Here is a 17,585-nt window from a genome sequence, read left to right as displayed (position 1 = left end):
AAGGCCGCAAAGCCTTCTCTCGTCTACGATTCATATTTACGGTGCTTCCTATAAAGGATATATCTTCTTCCGACATAATTCAACGGAACGCTCCAGACATGGACAAGACGGGTGAACGGCCATAAAGCGAAAATACCGAGCCCGGCCAGAATGTGGATTTTGAAAGACAAAGGCACCTCTGTCATTAGTGACGCATCCGGACGAAGGACGAACAATTGGCGGAACCATACCGATATCGTCTCCCGGTAATTGAAATCCGGCTCCACTGCATTCGTAACGAGCGTACTATACATCCCCATAATAATGATGAACAGCAGCAGCACATTGACGATCAGATCCGATGCCGTGCTGAGCTTCCGAACGCTTCGCAGCGTAAACCTGCGCGATGTCAGCAGAACCATGCCTGCCAATGTCAGCATGCCGAAAGCGCCGCCGACATACACCGCTCCGATATGGTACAAATGCTCATTAACGCCGACCGCCTCCATCCATGACTGGGGGATGCCGAGTCCCGCGACATGTCCCCCGATGACCGGGATGATGCCCAGATGGAACATCAGGCTGCCTGCTTTCAGCCGCTTCTTCTCGATAAACTCGCTGGATTTGGCCGTCCAGTTAAACTGATCGGTCCGGTATCTGTAGATATGTCCGACAATAAAGACCACGATGCAGACATAAGGGACAATGACCCACAAGAGCTGATCCATCATGTTCATCCGAGCTCCGCCTCCTGAATCGTGCACATTTTGAGCGTGTCGCGAAGCGCACGTATTAATCCGGAGTACGGGCTGTCCAGCCGTTCCAGCTCCTTCAACAGATGATACGTTCCGTCCTCCAAGACCGCCAGCATAAGGGACAGGCTCTCCGTCGCTTCCTTCATGTGCCCTTCCCACCGGGCGGCATATAGAAATTCACACATTAGGGGCAGATAATCCGAGAGCTCGGAGCTGGCTATTTCCAGACCGAACAGCTCGTAGGTCTCCTTTAGCCTGACAAGCATTTGCCCCCGCTCCCTGCTGTCCTCCATCTTGAAATAGGTCATGTACAGGGTCGTCTTTTTTTGAAAGTCAAACGTCTGAACATACAATTCTTCAATCTGCTCCAAGCTGAACTCATGCATGCTGTCCCAATATCGCTTGATTGAAGCATAAGCCGGGTGGCCCGCATCCCAGGCCTCCTCCAAGAGCGAAGGGTGAAAGTCCAGTTTATCCGGATAGGTGAGATGCCGTGCAAAAAAACCGAATGACGGTTGCTGCATCTGGAGCTTATCAAGATCAATCACGCCATATCCCCCCGTAGAAGTTTTCTTCATACAACTCCTTGCCGCTCTTATCGAAAGGATTATCCGGCCCGCAGCCGCCGCAGCCCGACTCAAAGCCTTCAAATCCCTGTGAGCGGTACACGTCCAGATGCTGCTCCTTATGCGAGGTTGGGATGACAAACCGGTCTTCGTATTTTGCGATAGCCAGCAAGCGGTACATTTCCTTCACCTGCTGCGTGGTAAGCCCTACCCGCTCCAATCGGCTGTCATCGTATTCGGCTCCCGAGGATTCGGCCCGCATGTAGGAACGCATCATCGCCATTCGCTGCAGCGCTCCTTTGACTACGGCGGTATCTCCTGCCGTCAGCAGGTTCGCTAAATATTGGATCGGCGTGCGCATTTCCTCGATCGCCGGAAAGATCAGATCCGGATTCGCTACGGAATCCTTGCCCTCAAACACATTCATAATCGGACTAAGCGGCGGAACATACCATACCATCGGCAATGTCCGATATTCCGGGTGAAGCGGGAATGCCAGCTTGTATTCGATTGCGAGCTTATACACCGGGGATTGCTGCGCCGCCTCGATCCACTCTTCGGCGATCCCGTCCGCCCGCGCCTGCCGGATGACCTCAGGATCGTGCGGATCCAAGAACAAACTGCACTGAGCTTCATATAAATCCTGCTCGTCGGGAGTAGACGCGACTTCCTGAACTCGGTCTGCGTCATAGAGCAGCACGCCCAGATAACGAATCCGCCCGGTGCACGTTTCGGAGCATACCGTCGGCAGTCCAGCCTCGATTCTAGGAAAGCAGAAGGTGCATTTCTCCGCCTTGTTCGTTTTCCAGTTGAAGTAGACTTTTTTGTACGGACAGCCTGTCATGCAATATCTCCAGCCCCGGCATGCTTCCTGGTCCACCAGCACGATGCCGTCCTCATCGCGCTTGTACATCGCTCCGGACGGGCAGGAAGCGACGCAGCTTGGGTTCAGGCAGTGCTCGCACAGGCGGGGCAAATACACCATGAACGATTGCTCGAAGTTGAACTTGATTTCTTCTTCGATCTTCTCAATATTCGGATCCCGCGGCCCCGTTACATGGGCACCAGCCAAATCGTCCTCCCAGTTCGGTCCCCATTCCAAATCCATCGTCTCACCTGTCACGGCCGATTTCGGCCGGGCGACCGGCTGATGCTTCTTCTCCCCCGATGCGGTCAGATGCTCATAGTTATAAGTCCAAGGCTCATAATAGTCCTTCATTTCCGGCATATCGGGATTGTAGAAGATTTTGCCGAGCGCGATTTTGGACCATCTGCTGCCGGATTTGAGCTCCAGCTTGCCTTTGTTCAGCGTCCAGCCGCCTCTGTACTTCTCCTGATCCTCCCAGCGGACAGGATAGCCGACTCCCGGTTTCGTCTCTACATTGTTGAACCACATATATTCTGCGCCCGGTCTATTGGTCCAGGTGCTCTTGCAAGTCACGCTGCAGGTGTGGCAGCCGATGCATTTATCCAAATTCATGACCATGGCGACCTGTGCTTTAATTTTCAAGCCAATCCACCTCTTTCATTTTGCGGACAGCCACGTACACATCCCGCTGATTTCCGATCGGTCCGTAATAGTTGAAGCCATAGCTGAGCTGCGCGTAGCCTCCCACCATCTGGGTCGGCTTCACGTGAATCCGCGTGGGCGCATTATGACTGCCGCCGCGGTCCTTCGTAATCTCCGAGCCCGGCACATTGATGTGCTTATCCTGGGCGTGGTACATGTACATCGTGCCCTTCGGCATCCGGTGGCTGACAACCGCCCGTGCGGTAACGACCCCGTTACGGTTGTATACCTCGAGCCAATCGTTGTCCTGAATATCATGAGCATCCGCGTCATCATTGTTGATCCATACCGTCGGCCCGCCGCGGAAAAGCGTCAGCATATGCAGATTATCCTGATAGGTGCTGTGAATGTTCCACTTCCCGTGCGGTGTTAGATACCGGAGAACAAGTGCATCCTTCCCGCCGGCGACCTGCTTGTCGCGGGGACCCATCACCATCGGCGGAAGCGTCGGCTTGTAGACCGGCAGCGCTTCGCCGAACTGCAGAAACAGCTCATGGTCGATGTAATAGTGCTGTCTTCCTGTTAGCGTACGGAATGGAACCAAACGTTCGATATTCGTCGTAAACGGCGAGTATCTCCTGCCCATCTTGTTGGAACCGCTGAACACCGGGGTCGGTATGACTTCGCGCGGCTGAGCGGTTATGCTCTGGAAGGTGATTCGCTCTGCTGCCCGGTCTGCGGAAATATCCTTCAGCTTGATGCCGGTGTCTTCCTCCATCGCCTCCCAAGCTCGCTGGGAAACCCTCCCGTTCGTGGCTGATGATATATTCAGGATGACATCCGCTGCGTGCCGGGCCGTGTACAGTTTGGGCAGCCCATCCTTGATCGTTCCATCCTGGTACGTCCCGTTGATTCGTTTCAGCTCGTCGAATTCCTCAGCCACCGGGAAGCTCACGCCGTGGGCGCCGACCTTGCCGGCGGCCAAGTTCGGACCAAGCGTGATAAATTTATCGTAAATTTGCGTATAATCACGTTCGACCACCGTCAAATTCGGCATCGTTATTCCCGGTATCGCCTGGGCCTCACCGGCCTTCCAATCCTTAACCATACCGAATGGCTGCGAGATTTCCCCTTTGCTGTCATGGGCAAGCGGAGTAGCAACCAGATCCTTGTACACGCCCGGCAGATGGGTCTTGGCCATATCCGAGAAATCTTTGGCGATCGTTCGATAAATGTCCCAGTCCGAACGCGATTCCCAGAGCGGGTCTACCGCAGGATTAAACGGATGGACGAATGGATGCATATCCGTTGAGGATAAATCCGTCTTCTCATACCAGGTTGCTGCAGGGAGCACCACGTCCGCGTACATCGGCGTGGCTGTCATTCGGAAATCAAGCGCAACAAGCAGATCCAGCTTGCCCTCCACATCGCCATGCCACGCCACTTCCTCCGGCTTTTCTTCTTCATTCGGCTCCGACAGAAGATTGTCGGAGGCGCCCAGCAGGTGCTTCATGAAGTATTCCTGACCTTTTGCCGAGCTGGATATCAGATTTGAACGCCATACGAACAGCGAGCGGGGGAAGTTCTCCGGAGCATCGGGATCCTCAATCGCAAATCGCGTCTCACCTTTAACCAGCTGATCAAGCGCATGCCGAACGATCTCATCAGCTGTGCTCTTCCCTTCTCTCTCCGCCTCTTCCGCAAAAGCAAGGCTGCTCTTGTTAAACTGCGGATAGGAAGGCAGCCACCCGAGCCGTGCAGCCAATACGTTATAATCAGCAGGATGGCGGTACCGGATATCCCCGCCGGTCGGGGATTTCAGCGCATCCGCCCCCGACTCCTCATATTTCCACTGGTCGGTGGCGAAATAGAAGAAGGAGGTCGCATTCTGCTGGCGCGGAGGTCCTTGCCAGTCTTTGGCGAAGGCGACAGTCGACCAGCCCTCGATCGGCCGGCATTTCTCCTGGCCTACATAATGCGCCCAGCCCCCGCCATTCACTCCCTGGGATGCCGTAAGGATCACCAGATTCAAGATGGAGCGATATATCGTGTCGCTGTTGAACCAATGGTTGATCCCGGCCCCCATGATAATCATGGACCGGCCGCCGGTATCCAGCGCGTTCTGGGCGAATTCGCGGGCGATCTGAATGACGACCGAGGCTTTTACACCGGTGATCGCCTCCTGCCATGCCGGCGTATAATACGAGCTTGCATCCTCGTAATTTGCCGCCTCGAGCTCGCTCCCGACCCGCCGGATTCCATACTGGCTGAGCATCAAGTCATAGACAGTCGTCGCGAGACATGTTGTTCCATCGGCCAAACGCACCGTCCTTGCAGGAATCATCCGTTCGAATATCCCGCTGCCGCTGGAATCGAAATAGGGAAAACAAATGATATGCCAATCCGCATTATGACCTTCCATCGAAAGAGCCGGTTCGATTCGTGTCCCGTCTTCCCGCTCCAGCATTAAATTCCATTTCTCTCCCTGCTCCCAGCGCTGGCCAATCGTGCCGTTCGGGACGATGATTTCACCCGTTTCCGCGTCCAGAATAACCGGCTTCCACTCGGCATTCGGCGAGGCGTCTCCCAGATCGCTTGCCCGCAAGAAACGTCCGGCTTTCAAGCTGTCTCCATGCGCATCGAGCATGATCAAGAACGGCATGTCGGTATACTGCTTCGCATAATTCAGGAACATCGGCTCCGCGCGCTCCCGATAATATTCGTTTAAGATAACATGCGTCATTGCCTGGGCAAGAGCTGCGTCCGTTCCAGGATTCGGTGCGAGCCAGTTATCGGCGAATTTCACATTCTCCGCGTAATCCGGAGCCACGGACACGACCTTGGTTCCCTTGTAACGCACCTCGGTCATAAAGTGTGCATCCGGCGTCCGGGTCAACGGCACATTGGAGCCCCACATGATGAGGTAGCCGGCATTGTACCAATCGCTGGACTCCGGAACGTCGGTCTGCTCCCCCCAGATTTGCGGCGAGGCGGGCGGAAGATCTGCATACCAATCATAAAAGCTGAGCATTTCTCCGCCCAGCAAGGAAATAAACCGGGCTCCTGACGCATAACTGATCATTGACATCGCCGGAATCGGGGTAAATCCGGCAATCCGGTCGGGGCCGTATTTACGAATTGTATAGATCAGCTGTGCGGAGATGAGCTTTGTTGCATCCGGCCAAGTTACGCGCACATGCCCTCCTTTTCCTCGAGCCTGCTTGTAAGCCTTGGCTTGATCCGGGTCCTCCACAATGCTGGCCCAAGCCGCAACCGGATCCTCGTGCAACTCCAAAGCCTTGCTCCACATCCGCCAAAGCTTACCTCGGATATAAGGGTATTTAATTCGAAGCGGACTGTACTCATACCATGAGAATGAGGCTCCACGCGGACAGCCTCGCGGCTCAAATTCCGGCATATCCGGACCGCATGACGGATAATCGATCTGCTGGTTCTCCCAGGTAATGATTCCGTTCTTCACGAACACCTTCCAGCTGCAGGAGCCGGTACAGTTTACGCCGTGGGTCGTCCGAACGACCTTATCGTGCGACCAGCGCTTGCGGTACATATCCTCCCATTCCCGGCTTTTCTCTTCCAGGACGGACCAATTGTCCGAGTAGCTCTCCACTCTTTTGAAGAATTTCAGTCCCGATTTGCGTATCATAGGACGCGTCAACTCCTTCTGCTTGAATGACCATGGTTGGGGAATCCATGTATCGTCCATTCGTATGCATTCATTATGCAGGTATCGCTGGAGGCATCCTACTAGGGAAACTCCTATATTCGCAGGGGAAATCCCTCGTCATGCTGGCGGCAGCCTTTTTTCAGGCACGCACTGGGGTCCCCATCTTGGGAAGATGCAGATGCAAAAAGAACCCCTGCCCGGCGGGCAAAGGCTCTTGAATGGGTATCTATAATAACAGGATGGGCATTGCTATAGGAGCGTGCGAATCTCTTGGAACAGAACGTTGTTCTCCAAATGGATATGCTCATAGGTGTCTTTCTCAAGACCCGCAAGGCGTTGGTAGACAAGTCTGTATGTGCCGCATGCATCATCCGGCAGCTCCCAATCATTGGTGACCTCTCGAAGCTCCTGCAATATGCCGCCTGCACTGGAGTGCTCCTCCTCAAGCCCGGTTATCAGGTGCAGCAATTGCGGTCCAGCATCCGTCTCGGATTCGGTGATGACCCGGACCATAAGCGGGAAGACATTCTGATCTTCATCCTGCGTGTGCTCCAGCAGTTCCTTCTTGAGCTGCGTGAACAGCTCTTGAACCCGCAAAAGCTCAGGATGCCGTTCTCCGTGGACACGGGCAAGCTTAGTAACATATGGGGTCAGAGCCGGCAATTCATCACGCAAGAATGCATGATGCTTATGCTGAATGTGCTCGATGAGCTCAAGAGCGCCCAGGGAGGCCGGACGACTCTCCTGGTATTTCTCAAATTTGTCCTGCAGCAGCTTGACCTGATTCAGGACAGCTTCGGGATCCAGCTGCCGCTGTGCGGCCGCATTCTCCAAGGGAATCTGGCCGCCGCAGCAAAAATCGATGCGAAGCGAACGGAATAAATCAGCCGTCTGAGGCACGGAGGAAACGATATCCGAGACATGGGTATGAAGCGTAATGGTGCTCATAGAAAACAACCTCCTGTCATTTGTGGCCATAGCTTAGCAACTGGCCGTTTCTCACGCCTCAAGTATAGACAGCCCTTTATTTCCGCCTCAGTGATTGCAATCATACGGATTGGGGACAAATTGTGAACGGCAGGCCCCGAAGCAGAAGCACCCATTCAAACCCTGTATGGAGCCCTAAAGGAAACGGCAAACCTTCTTTAAAATGTACCTGTAAATGTTCCTGTTCAAATTTTAAAGTCACAAATTGTTGCGATTTTATGTGATTCAAATCACAATACCATGCGAAACGGGTTATCTATAATGATATCATCCACTTTATGAAAGCGAGGCGCAGCTTTATGCTAAGCGAAAAAACGATCGCAACCATCAAATCAACGGTTCCTGTCCTGGAACAACATGGCGTTACCATCACTTCCACCTTCTATCGGAATATGTTCAAAGCGCATCCGGAGCTGTTGAATATTTTCAACCATGCCAACCAGCAGCGAGGCCGCCAGCAAACCGCCCTTGCAAACACGGTGTATGCAGCGGCACTGCACATCGACCGTTTGGAGGCTATCCTGCCTGCCGTTAAGCAAATCGCGCATAAACACCGGAGTCTTGGCGTCAAACCGGAGCATTATCCTATTGTCGGGGAGCATCTGCTAGGAGCAATTAAAGAGGTGCTTGGAGATGCAGCAACCGAAGAAATTTTGCAGGCGTGGGAGGAAGCATACGGCGTCATTGCGGATGCATTCATTTCAGTTGAAGATGAGATGTATAAGCAATCGGAGACGCAGGTCGGGGGGTGGAGCGGCTTCAAACCGTTCCGGGTCGAGCGAAAAGTACGGGAGAGCGAAGTTATTACGTCCTTCTATCTCGTTCCGGCGGACGGAGGCCCGCTGGCCGCTTTTGAGCCTGGACAATATGTCAGCATCAGGCTGCAAATACCCGGCGAAACTTATACCTTGAACCGCCAGTACAGTTTGTCTGATGCGCCTGGCAAGCCATACTACCGGATTTCAGTAAAACGGGAGGCCGAAGGCATTGATACTCCGGAAGGGAAAGTATCGAATTATCTCCATCAGTCCGTTGAAGAGAACGGGATCGTGGAGCTTTCGGCTCCTGCCGGCGATTTCACATTGAACCTGGAGAATTCGTCTCCGCTCGTCCTCATCAGCGGCGGTGTTGGGCTCACTCCGATGATCAGCATGCTGAACACCGCTGTTGAAGCACAACCGGGGCGTAAGGTGATGTTTATCCACGCAGCACGAAATGCCAATGTCCATGCAATGAAGCAGCATGTCGAGGAGCTCGCGGAAATGAATCCGAATATTTCTTACCGGTGGTGCTACAGCAACCCGGGCGCAGAGGATGGCGGATACCATAAGAGCGGATTGATCGACCTGGCATGGTTAAAAGATACCGTACCCGGGTCATCGGCAGTCTATTATTTCTGCGGTCCGATCCCGTTCATGAAGACGATCAACGACGCGCTTCTGGCAATGGATATTCCTTCCGACCGGATCCATTACGAGTTCTTTGGTCCTGCTGCAAGTCTTTCCTGACGGAGCAGCCGGTTGACCGTTTCCCGTCGCAGCCCGATCAGCTGGCCGATCTCCACTTGGGTCAGGACATCCGTAAGGCGCGCTGGTGAGATATACTGCTCGAACCACCGCTGAAGCTTGTGTAATCGCTCAATGGGCTCGATTTCGCTTAATTGATCAATCCGCTCCTGCATCATTCGCAGCTTATCCTGCAGCTGAAGCGCTATGGAACGATATCGAACCGGGTCCTGCTCCAAGGAACCATACCATTCATCCGGACGGTAAACTTGAATCTCGCTTGTCACTAATGCAACCGCCGTTCCGAAATAGGGCTTGGGCGTAATTAATGAATGATGCGGAATCGTTTCCCCGGGGACAATCAAATTGACTAGCAAAGCATTTCCGTCCTGGTGTACACGCTCGATTTTGAGCATGCCGCTCTTCACATGAAACAGCGGGCCTGATTCGCCTTGCCGAAATAAGGTTTCTCCTTTATGTAGGATCATAAACAGGTACCTCCTCAATCATGAAACTGTCTCTAATCATAGCGTAAGCGTCATGATACGATCAAGAAAACCCTGTTTATAGGCGATGATGATGTAATGGCAACCGCCCGGTTTCTCAGTTCGTTCTGAGGAACCGGGCTTTGCCGTTAATAGAAATTCCATGATCCCCCTGCTGCTTGGTACTGTGGTACATTCCCGCAACAAAACCGCCTTGAACCAAAAGGCGGTTTTGTTTGCGAAACGCGAAGTTAGGCATTCAGATCGCGTGTTCCGGGGCTATGCTCGTTAGGGAGCTCAGGCAAGTTCGGCACCGGGAAGCCTTCCGGCGGCGGAATGACTTGGAGACTGCCGCCGTTTCGGCTTGGCGTCTGGCCGCTGAAAATTTCACCGATTCGCGTGTTATCCAGCCGAAAATTGAATTGGGCATTATGGAAGCCCATATCCACATATTTTTTACACTCCGGATACTTATTGATATCGTAATTCGGTACAGGGAACAGCTTGCCCCACTCGACGCCAAGCGTTTCCAGCGCCTTGGCAAACGCGTTCTGATGGGCGTTGTCGCGAACGATCAGGAAGGCCAGCGTTTCCCGGAACGTTTTGTTCGTGCTCATCTCATAGATTCTCGATTTCTGCAATACTCCCGTTGATTCCAGCACGAGATTATCGAGCAGATTCGCCACCAGATTGCCATGGTCGTACACATAATTGCCCATCCATGGATTGCCTGCCGCATCGACCGGCAGCGAGCTTTGAGCTCCCATAATAAAGTGATGAGGGTTCGCGTGCTTGACCGCCTCATCCAGCGGAGCTTCATCGATTCCGGCATTGCCCGCGCCATCAGCGCCGGCTCCCGTCAACAGCTGGTTGATCGTATGCTGGACGAGCTCGACGTGGCTGATTTCCTCCAAAAACACGCCTCGTATCAAATCCCGAAACTGGGTGTCCAGTCCCCGGAAGTTATTGCTCTGGAAAAAGAACTGCATCATCGTGCGCATCTCGCCGAACCGTCCGCCAAGCGTTTCCTGCAGCACCTTTGCGGCAGCGGGATCGGGTTGATCCGGCACGATCAAATTGATCAGGTCTTCTTTGTAGAAATACATGGCGATGCCTCCGCTTTCCTGGATTGTATTGATGCCTTCAGTTTCATTCCCAGGGACAAGTTTCATGCACGCTGGGGATTATGTAATAATTACCTGCTGTGCACGCCCAAGAAGTTGCAGCATGAAATACATGGTTCCTGTACATAATGACGATGTTCAATAAATATAAAGGAGCGAATCATATTGGGTATTTTAAGCGGCAATCCGAAAGATGAGCCTATGCATTACGGCGAAATCTTCAGCGTATGGGAAACGTCCATGATGGCCAAGGGCACCATCTCTTGCTATGAGGCGTATATGTATCATGCAGGAGACAAGGAGCTGAAGAAGATCCTTGAGGACCTGCTCGACCAAGCGAGACTTGAAATGAAGGAATGCGACGAATTGCTGACCGACAACGGCATTACGCCGGCCCCGGCGCTGGCTGAACGGCCTCCTGCCAAGCTCGAGGAAATCCCGATGGGCGCCCGGTTCACCGATCCGGAAATCGCCGCCAAAATCGCTGCCGAGAATGCGCTAGGACTCGCTTCTTGCAGCAAAGTGATGGGAATGAGCATCCGGGAAGATATCGGCGCTTTGTTTGCGAAATACCATACAACCAAAGCGGCCCTCGGCCTTCGGATTCTTCGCATGAACAAGGAGAAGGGCTGGCTTATTCCTCCGCCGCTCCAAGCGAAGAGGCCTGAATAGCAGCAGCCGCACGAATAGCAAAGAGACTCAGCAGGATCAAAGCCAGGCTGAGTCTCTTCCTTTTGATCGATGGACGGTCGTTTAATGCGGCTTCCAACACGGCTTAAGCGCGCTGTCTTCGAACCGGGGTATGATCCCGCAGGAGCCACATATGGAACAAATACTCAAAGCCTCCTGCCAAAACCGTAAGCAGCAGTATCTCCGGGAAGCTTAGCGTCCAATTGGCGGCATCGGCAATGATCCACAGCATGACGAATACCAAGCCTGCATCCGCGATGGTCGCTACCATGTTATTCGTCCTTGGCAGAATTAGAAGATCCCCGAGCAGATAAGCAACAATGCCTATGCCCAGCGCGGTGATCAGGGCCGCAATCAGCGTGGCGTTTGAAAGAGCGAGCAGCAAGCCCGTGATCATGACGCCGTGAACCAGCAGCTTAACCAACAGCTTTTCCATAATTATCACTCCTTCTGAAGTTAAGTTATCCAATTGTTACATTTATAACCCGTTTCAGCGCAATCAAACAGCAAGAATGATCTCTAATGGAACCGTGTGCGTGCCCTGTCGTTTTATTTTCATCGTTGAAATCGGGGATACAGGGAAAATGCAAGCTATCGATTAAATCCCCCCTCTCCCCGCTCCGTTGTTTGCTACTGTTAAGTTCTTTTAGCCGTATTTAGATTCAGTCCGGATTTGCCAATGTTACGTTCACCTCCTATTCGTTTCTGGTTCACGCCGATCAGCACCATGCCACCCGCCACCAGCAGCCCTCCGGCCCATTGCTCCACTCCTGCCCGCTGGCCCAGCAAGACCACGGACAGCACCAGGGCGGTAAACGGCATCATTCCAGAAAATGCCGCCGCCGTGGAAGCATCGCATCGGCGGATTCCCGCATACCAAAACACAAAGGCAAGTGCCGTCACAAAGGGACCGTACCAGATCAGCGCTAGCCACTCCTCCCATGCGATCCCTGCAAGGGACCGAAGCGGGTGTTCAAACCCCGCCGGTATAAGACAAAGAAGGAACGCTATCGCAGATACCAGCGTCGTTTGCACAACCGGATCCACCGGTTGTTGAGATCGTCCGTCATTTTTTGTCGAGCTCATACGCGACAGGATATTGAATACCGATTCACTAGAAGCCGCGCAGAGCACCAGCACATTTCCGATCAAGTGCTGTACGGTAAAGGAATAATCTTGCGAGAACAGCCCCTGAATCAGAATAATTCCGCTGACCGTGCTAGCGATTCCGAGCAGACTGAAGCGGTTTACCCGCTCCTTCAGAACAAGACTTGCCAGCACTACGGTAATAGCCGGCGTTGCCCCAGTAATGATCCCCGCTTCCGCAGCGCTGGTATGGGAGAGGCCAAAGAGCATAAACATGCGGAACAAAAACATGCCAAAGACAGCTTGAAGCAGCAGTTGACGCCAGTTTGTGCCGGCTCGGCGCCTGAGCGTACGAACCAGCGCCTGCAATCGCATCGGTACTAGAATCATAAGCGCGAGCAGAAGACTGATCGCCGTAATCGTGAACGCGCCCAGCTTGCCGTTCAACAGCCAGGCCGTAATAACCGAAGTACCTGCCAGCGTAAACGCCCCGAACAGATACAACATCCCTTTCCATCTTTCCACCCGAGTTCACATCCTCACAAAAAACAATAGTCGCTTGATATCCTCAACATGGTACAATCTTATCGGAGTTGGTTGAAGAACCAGTTCAGCTTGAATTCATACAAACCAGTTGGAGGAATTATGTGGGGATTCGAATTGCGGCGAGAAATCGAGGTTCCGCTTAAGCGTCAAATTTATCTGGCAATCAAGGAACAAATTGTTGCCGGAAAGCTTCGTGCAGGGGAAGCCCTTCCTTCCACCCGTCAGTTGGCGGAGGAACTGAAGATCTCCCGAAATACGGTGAATGAGGCTTTTGATATGCTGTTGGCTGAGGGATTCGTTGTAAGCCGCCAGGGAGCTCCAACAAGGATCGCGGAAGGCGTAGCTGTCCATACGGAGAAAAAAGAGGTTGCTCGGCAGCGCGAGGAACAGCCTCTTCCCCTCCTCGCCGATTTCCGTACTGGCCAACCGGAGCTCCGGCGGTTCCCTAATTATTTGTGGCAGCAAATCTCGATCAAGGCTTTCCGCGAGATGTCTAACGATATGCTCGGGTATACGGGCCCCCAGGGACTGCCAAGCTTGCGTTTTGAAATATCCTCCTGGCTGTACCGGAGTAAAGGACTTGTGGTCGATCCGCTGGATATTTTCATAACGGCAGGCGCGACCCACGCCTTGAGTGTCATTGCCCACCTGTTGTACCGGCAGGATCAGGCGATTATCGTTGAAGATCCGACGAACATCGAAATGCTCCAGTCGTTCATCAATAAAGGCTACCAAGTGAAACGCGTTCCGGTGGATGAGTTTGGCTTATTAACAGACAAGCTCCCAAGAATTAGCGGCCCTGTCTATGTAACCCCCTCGCATCAATTTCCGCTGGGCGGAATATTGCCTGCCGATCGTCGTGCGGCTTTGATTCGGTTTGCGAGGGAAAATGACAGCTATATCGTTGAGGATGATTACGACAGTGAATTTAGGTATGACGGAGACCCGGTTTCCCCCCTCTATGCCATGGATCCGGATCGCGTGATCTATATCGGAACGTTCAGCAAAGTACTGTTCCCGGCCCTTCGGATCGGCTATGTCATTCTTCCGCATTGCCATCAGGAGCGATGGCGTTATTTGCGCACGCATACGGATGTGCAGAACCCTCCCTTCGAGCAAGCGGCATTAGCAGAATTTTTACGGACACGGAAATTTGACAGGCATATCCGAAGCATGCGCAAGCTGTATCGTGAACGTAGACAAGCGCTCCTGACAGCATTAAAGGCATCATTCGGTGATCGTTGGCGGCTATGGGGCGATGCAGCCGGACTGCATCTTGCGGTCGAATTCGAGGATATGCAGTTCGATCCGTCCTTTAAAGACATGTGCAGGAGCAACCGGATCCGGATAACACCTGTTGAATATCACGCGATTGCCAAAGGACTTCACGCCAATAAGCTGTTATTCGGCTATGGTCACCTGGAACCTCAACAGATCGAAGATGGGCTTGCGGTGCTGAAAGCATTTCTGATTGCCCGGGGATATATGTCATCCGCTCGGCTTGCCCCCCTTAAATAACCATGAAAAAACCGCGCTATCGCGCGGTTTCTCCGTCGATCTTCCTTTGCTTCTCGCCTTGTGATGGCTCCACCAGCAAATCCAGCAGGAACGCATTTAGATCAATCATACGCAAGTACCGGGGTTCACGGTCTGTTCCGCAAATAATGAGCGGCACAAGCGATTCCTTCTTCCTTATAGATCCGTGCCCGCCCCCTCCCTCATGCGTCGGAGAGCTTTGGTCTTTGAGCTCGTATCCGGGTTTCGAGGTAATGACCATATAGCTCCCGGCGTGGGAATGAAGAGCGCTCGCCAGTCTTTGCAGAACATCAGGGTATTCTCCATAGCTTATGGATTGTCCTCCATCCCGATCATTCTTGCCTGCTTTCAGATCCAAAGCGTCCATGTCCCCTTCGATCGCCCACTTCTGCCCATAGGTGTCCGAGAACGGACCATCCGCACGATATTTCAGTTTCTTGCCTGAAGAACTGCGGGTAACATGAATCCATCCGTCATCTTTCCATGCGGCCATGTCGATACGATTGTCCTTAAGAAGCTTGCCTGCAATTTCTTGCAGCGAGTACTTCCCATTCGCGTTATATACGTAAGCCATCGTTTCATTCACGGCGAGGATCACATCGGTTTCATCCGTCGGCCGCTCGCCCGGACGCAGGATCCGGTACCCGTTCAGTATGGCCGGAAGGTCGATTTCCGAATGGTGATCAGCCGGCAGCAGCTGCGTCATGCCGCTGTCGCCCGCAATGATGATCACGGCTTCATCCAGCGCTTGTTCGGGCGATCCGAAGGCATGCAGCATGGAATGAAGCTGAGCGTCAAGCTTCTTGATGCCTTCCAGATCCGAAGGCCCTTTCTTGTGAAGCTTCTGATCCAGATCCGGCAAATACACGTATAAAAAGTCCGGCAGCTTCTTCTCCTTGATTAAGTATTCCAAGGCTTCCAGCGCAAATTTGTTATCCATTCCCAATCGATTGGCAATGCTGTCAGACATATTCTTTTTGCCGTTCAGCGGATTGGAGAGGGCACCCAAGGTCAACAGATCGGGGCCTTTGACCTTGATGTTGCGATGAAGTGAGGTCGGTACCTCGATCCACGTTGGAATGGAGAGGGTATGCTCCGATTTTCCCCGATACACCAAACCGTTGATCGAGCCGGAAGTCAACCCGAGTCTGGCCGCTTCTTCATAGATCGTAGGAATCTTCGGATTGAGGTGCCGGCCGTTCAGGTTGATTAGGGCATCCTCAAGCACATGATTCACGCCCTGCCTCAGAATCTCCATCGGACCGGTTCCGTAGTTGATTAACCGTTTCTCCTCGGCCGAATACCAAAGAAGCCCGGGTACTCGATGTTCATGAGGATAGGTTCCGGTCAGCATCGAGCTGTCAATCGTCACCGACATCGTCGGAAACGAACTGACCATATCCCTATGATACTGCCCTTTCTCGATAAGATACTGAAAGGTTGGAAGCTGCTTTTGACGCATCCCTTCATCGATGGATTGGGCCATCAAAGTGTCTATCATAAGAAAGATCACTTTCTTCTTATCGGCCCCCTGCTTGGACTTCACATGCAGCAAATCATGCTCTTTCGTCTCTTTATTCCCACAGCCTACCGCAGCCGCCAGGATGAGAAGCACAGCAAACCATTTCATTCCCATTGTTCGCATATCGTCACCCGCCTTACCTACATTTTGCAACGGATAACGAAATGTCATTCGAGGGATTTTTTAGCTTGCCGATGCTCCATCCCCGTTCGCTCTTGTCAGCTTGGTAAACGCCCATGCGCCAAGGCACGAGGTGACGAACAACACCGCTCCCATCGGAACGGCTGTCGTCTCGTCAATGCCGACCAGGGGCGATACCGCCGAGCCCAGCAATAACGGTACCAATCCAAGCACAGCGCTTGCGCTACCAGCCCGATGTCCCTGCTTCTCCATGGCCAAGGTAAATGTGCTGGTTGCGACGATTCCGATCGTGATCATGTATATAAAGATTAAGATGACGATGAGGGCCAGCGGACCTCGGATCGCCGTCATGATAAGCAGCAATGAAGTTGCGCTTACCGCCGTCCATACGCCGAAGCGCAGCAATGTCCGTTCCGGAATGATGCCGCCGAAGCGTCCGATCAGAAAGCTGCCGAAGATGATCGCGAGGCCATTGATGCCGAACAGAATGCTGAACACCTGCGGGGATACACCATATATCCCTTGATATACAAACGGAGTGCCTGACACGTAAGCAAAGCTCCCGCCGTGGATGAAGCCGACCGTCAAGGCGTATCCGATGAAGGAACGATCCTTGAACAGATCCCCCATGGTCTTTATCGAGTGGCCAATCGAGCTTGACATCCGTCTCTCGGGCGGCAAGGTTTCCTTCAACCGCAGCGTAATGGTGAGCACGATAAACAGACCGAATAAGCTTAGAAAATAAAAGATCGAATGCCAGCTGGCGGATGGAAGCAGCAAAATCGCTCCGCCCGACATTGGGGCGACCATCGGCGCAACGGCATTGATGACCGACAGCAGCGCAAAGAACTTGGTCAGCTCCCTGCCGCTGAACACATCCCGCACGACAGCACGGGAGATGACAAGGCCGGCAGCAGCAGTAAATCCCTGCAAGAATCTAGCGATAATCAGTGTCGTAATATTCGGGGCAAGCGCGCAAAACAGAGAAGACAATGCGAACAGCCCCAAAGAGATGATTAAGGGCATTCTTCTTCCGCGTGCGTCACTGATTGGACCCACGATCATTTGTCCCAAAGCCAGACCAATCAAGCACGAAGTCAAACTCAGCTGCACCAGTGAGGCTCGCGCTCCCAAGTCAGCCGATATATCGGGGAAGCTGGGCAGATACATATCGATGTTGAATGGTCCCAATATCCCCAGCAAACTTAGTAGAAATGCTAGGCCGAGGCGTTCTCTTCCTGTTGGATTATGAAGCATGCGTATCAAACACCTTTACGAAGAATTTAGCTTAAACTATGAATGTAACAGCCAAGCCATAGCTTGCCGAGCAAGTAAATGCATGCTCAAGCATGTTGGTTCCCGGACGACAAGACTTTGACCATTATAAGGGGTTCCGTTCTTTTTGTTAAGTGTTCGTTATAAAAAAAACACACGGTAATGTTTTACCGTGCGCTCGCCTTCTTCTTAT

The 17,585-nt window shown here is 52.8% G+C and carries 14 protein-coding genes; 3 read left to right on the top strand and 11 right to left on the bottom strand.

Annotated elements, in window-relative coordinates:
* Positions 1–23: 23 nt before the first annotated feature.
* From narI to ric, 5 genes are all read right to left on the bottom strand, one after another.
* Positions 24–716, bottom strand: a complete 693-nt coding sequence (gene narI, locus J2Z18_RS21535) for a respiratory nitrate reductase subunit gamma (RefSeq protein ID WP_007130327.1) — start codon at positions 714–716, stop codon at positions 24–26.
* Entirely contained in the window at positions 713–1,282 is a 570-nt protein-coding gene (narJ, locus tag J2Z18_RS21530; protein ID WP_040738713.1) for a nitrate reductase molybdenum cofactor assembly chaperone, read from the bottom strand. Before narJ ends, narI begins: the two co-directional genes overlap by 4 nt.
* Positions 1,275–2,810: a nitrate reductase subunit beta gene (narH, locus tag J2Z18_RS21525; RefSeq protein WP_007130329.1), complete on the bottom strand. Its 1,536-nt coding sequence runs from the start codon at positions 2,808–2,810 to the stop codon at positions 1,275–1,277. The genes narJ and narH overlap by 8 nt, the downstream gene beginning before the upstream one ends.
* Positions 2,800–6,474, bottom strand: coding sequence for a nitrate reductase subunit alpha (locus J2Z18_RS21520; protein ID WP_007130330.1), 3,675 nt, complete (start codon positions 6,472–6,474; stop codon positions 2,800–2,802). The genes narH and J2Z18_RS21520 overlap by 11 nt, the downstream gene beginning before the upstream one ends.
* Positions 6,475–6,744: 270 nt before the next feature.
* A complete protein-coding gene (gene ric / locus J2Z18_RS21515; RefSeq protein WP_007130331.1) occupies positions 6,745–7,443 on the bottom strand; it encodes an iron-sulfur cluster repair di-iron protein in 699 nt (232 codons plus the stop codon).
* 338 nt (positions 7,444–7,781) lie between these two features.
* Between ric and hmpA the strand changes: the two genes are divergently transcribed.
* Entirely contained in the window at positions 7,782–8,990 is a 1,209-nt protein-coding gene (gene hmpA / locus J2Z18_RS21510; RefSeq protein ID WP_007130332.1) for an NO-inducible flavohemoprotein, read from the top strand.
* Here the strand turns inward: hmpA and J2Z18_RS21505 are convergent.
* Positions 8,954–9,475 (bottom strand): Crp/Fnr family transcriptional regulator, encoded by a 522-nt coding sequence (locus tag J2Z18_RS21505; protein ID WP_007130333.1) that lies wholly within the window; start codon positions 9,473–9,475, stop codon positions 8,954–8,956. The genes hmpA and J2Z18_RS21505 overlap by 37 nt on opposite strands.
* A 248-nt stretch (positions 9,476–9,723) precedes the next feature.
* Positions 9,724–10,578 (bottom strand): manganese catalase family protein, encoded by an 855-nt coding sequence (locus tag J2Z18_RS21500; protein WP_007130335.1) that lies wholly within the window; start codon positions 10,576–10,578, stop codon positions 9,724–9,726.
* A 183-nt stretch (positions 10,579–10,761) separates the two neighbouring features.
* On the opposite strand from J2Z18_RS21500, the gene J2Z18_RS21495 reads away from it, so the two are divergent.
* Positions 10,762–11,268 carry a DUF3231 family protein gene (locus J2Z18_RS21495; RefSeq protein WP_007130336.1) on the top strand — a complete coding sequence of 169 codons (507 nt, stop codon included), beginning with the start codon at positions 10,762–10,764 and terminating at the stop codon, positions 11,266–11,268.
* 103 nt (positions 11,269–11,371) lie between these two features.
* Here the strand turns inward: J2Z18_RS21495 and J2Z18_RS21490 are convergent, their stop codons facing one another.
* Both J2Z18_RS21490 and J2Z18_RS21485 read right to left on the bottom strand, forming a co-directional pair.
* Positions 11,372–11,722 carry a DUF2512 family protein gene (locus J2Z18_RS21490; RefSeq protein ID WP_007130337.1) on the bottom strand — a complete coding sequence of 117 codons (351 nt, stop codon included), beginning with the start codon at positions 11,720–11,722 and terminating at the stop codon, positions 11,372–11,374.
* 200 nt (positions 11,723–11,922) lie between these two features.
* Positions 11,923–12,897, bottom strand: coding sequence for a DMT family transporter (locus J2Z18_RS21485; protein WP_007130338.1), 975 nt, complete (start codon positions 12,895–12,897; stop codon positions 11,923–11,925).
* Positions 12,898–13,017: 120 nt separating this feature from the next.
* Between J2Z18_RS21485 and pdxR the strand changes: the two genes are divergently transcribed.
* A complete protein-coding gene (pdxR, locus tag J2Z18_RS21480; RefSeq protein WP_007130339.1) occupies positions 13,018–14,436 on the top strand; it encodes a MocR-like pyridoxine biosynthesis transcription factor PdxR in 1,419 nt (472 codons plus the stop codon).
* A gap of 16 nt (positions 14,437–14,452) precedes the next feature.
* On the opposite strand, the gene J2Z18_RS21475 is transcribed toward pdxR, so the two are convergent.
* Positions 14,453–16,099, bottom strand: a complete 1,647-nt coding sequence (locus J2Z18_RS21475; RefSeq protein WP_007130340.1) for an alkaline phosphatase family protein — start codon at positions 16,097–16,099, stop codon at positions 14,453–14,455.
* A gap of 60 nt (positions 16,100–16,159) precedes the next feature.
* Positions 16,160–17,374 (bottom strand): Bcr/CflA family efflux MFS transporter, encoded by a 1,215-nt coding sequence (locus J2Z18_RS21470; protein WP_007130341.1) that lies wholly within the window; start codon positions 17,372–17,374, stop codon positions 16,160–16,162.
* Between the last annotated feature and the right edge of the window lie 211 nt (positions 17,375–17,585).

Origin of the sequence: Paenibacillus lactis (assembly GCF_017873605.1) — a bacterium.
GTDB lineage: Bacteria > Bacillota > Bacilli > Paenibacillales > Paenibacillaceae > Paenibacillus_AQ > Paenibacillus_AQ lactis.
Note: the sequence above shows the minus strand (reverse complement) of the source record. Positions and strands in the feature narration are given on the sequence as shown.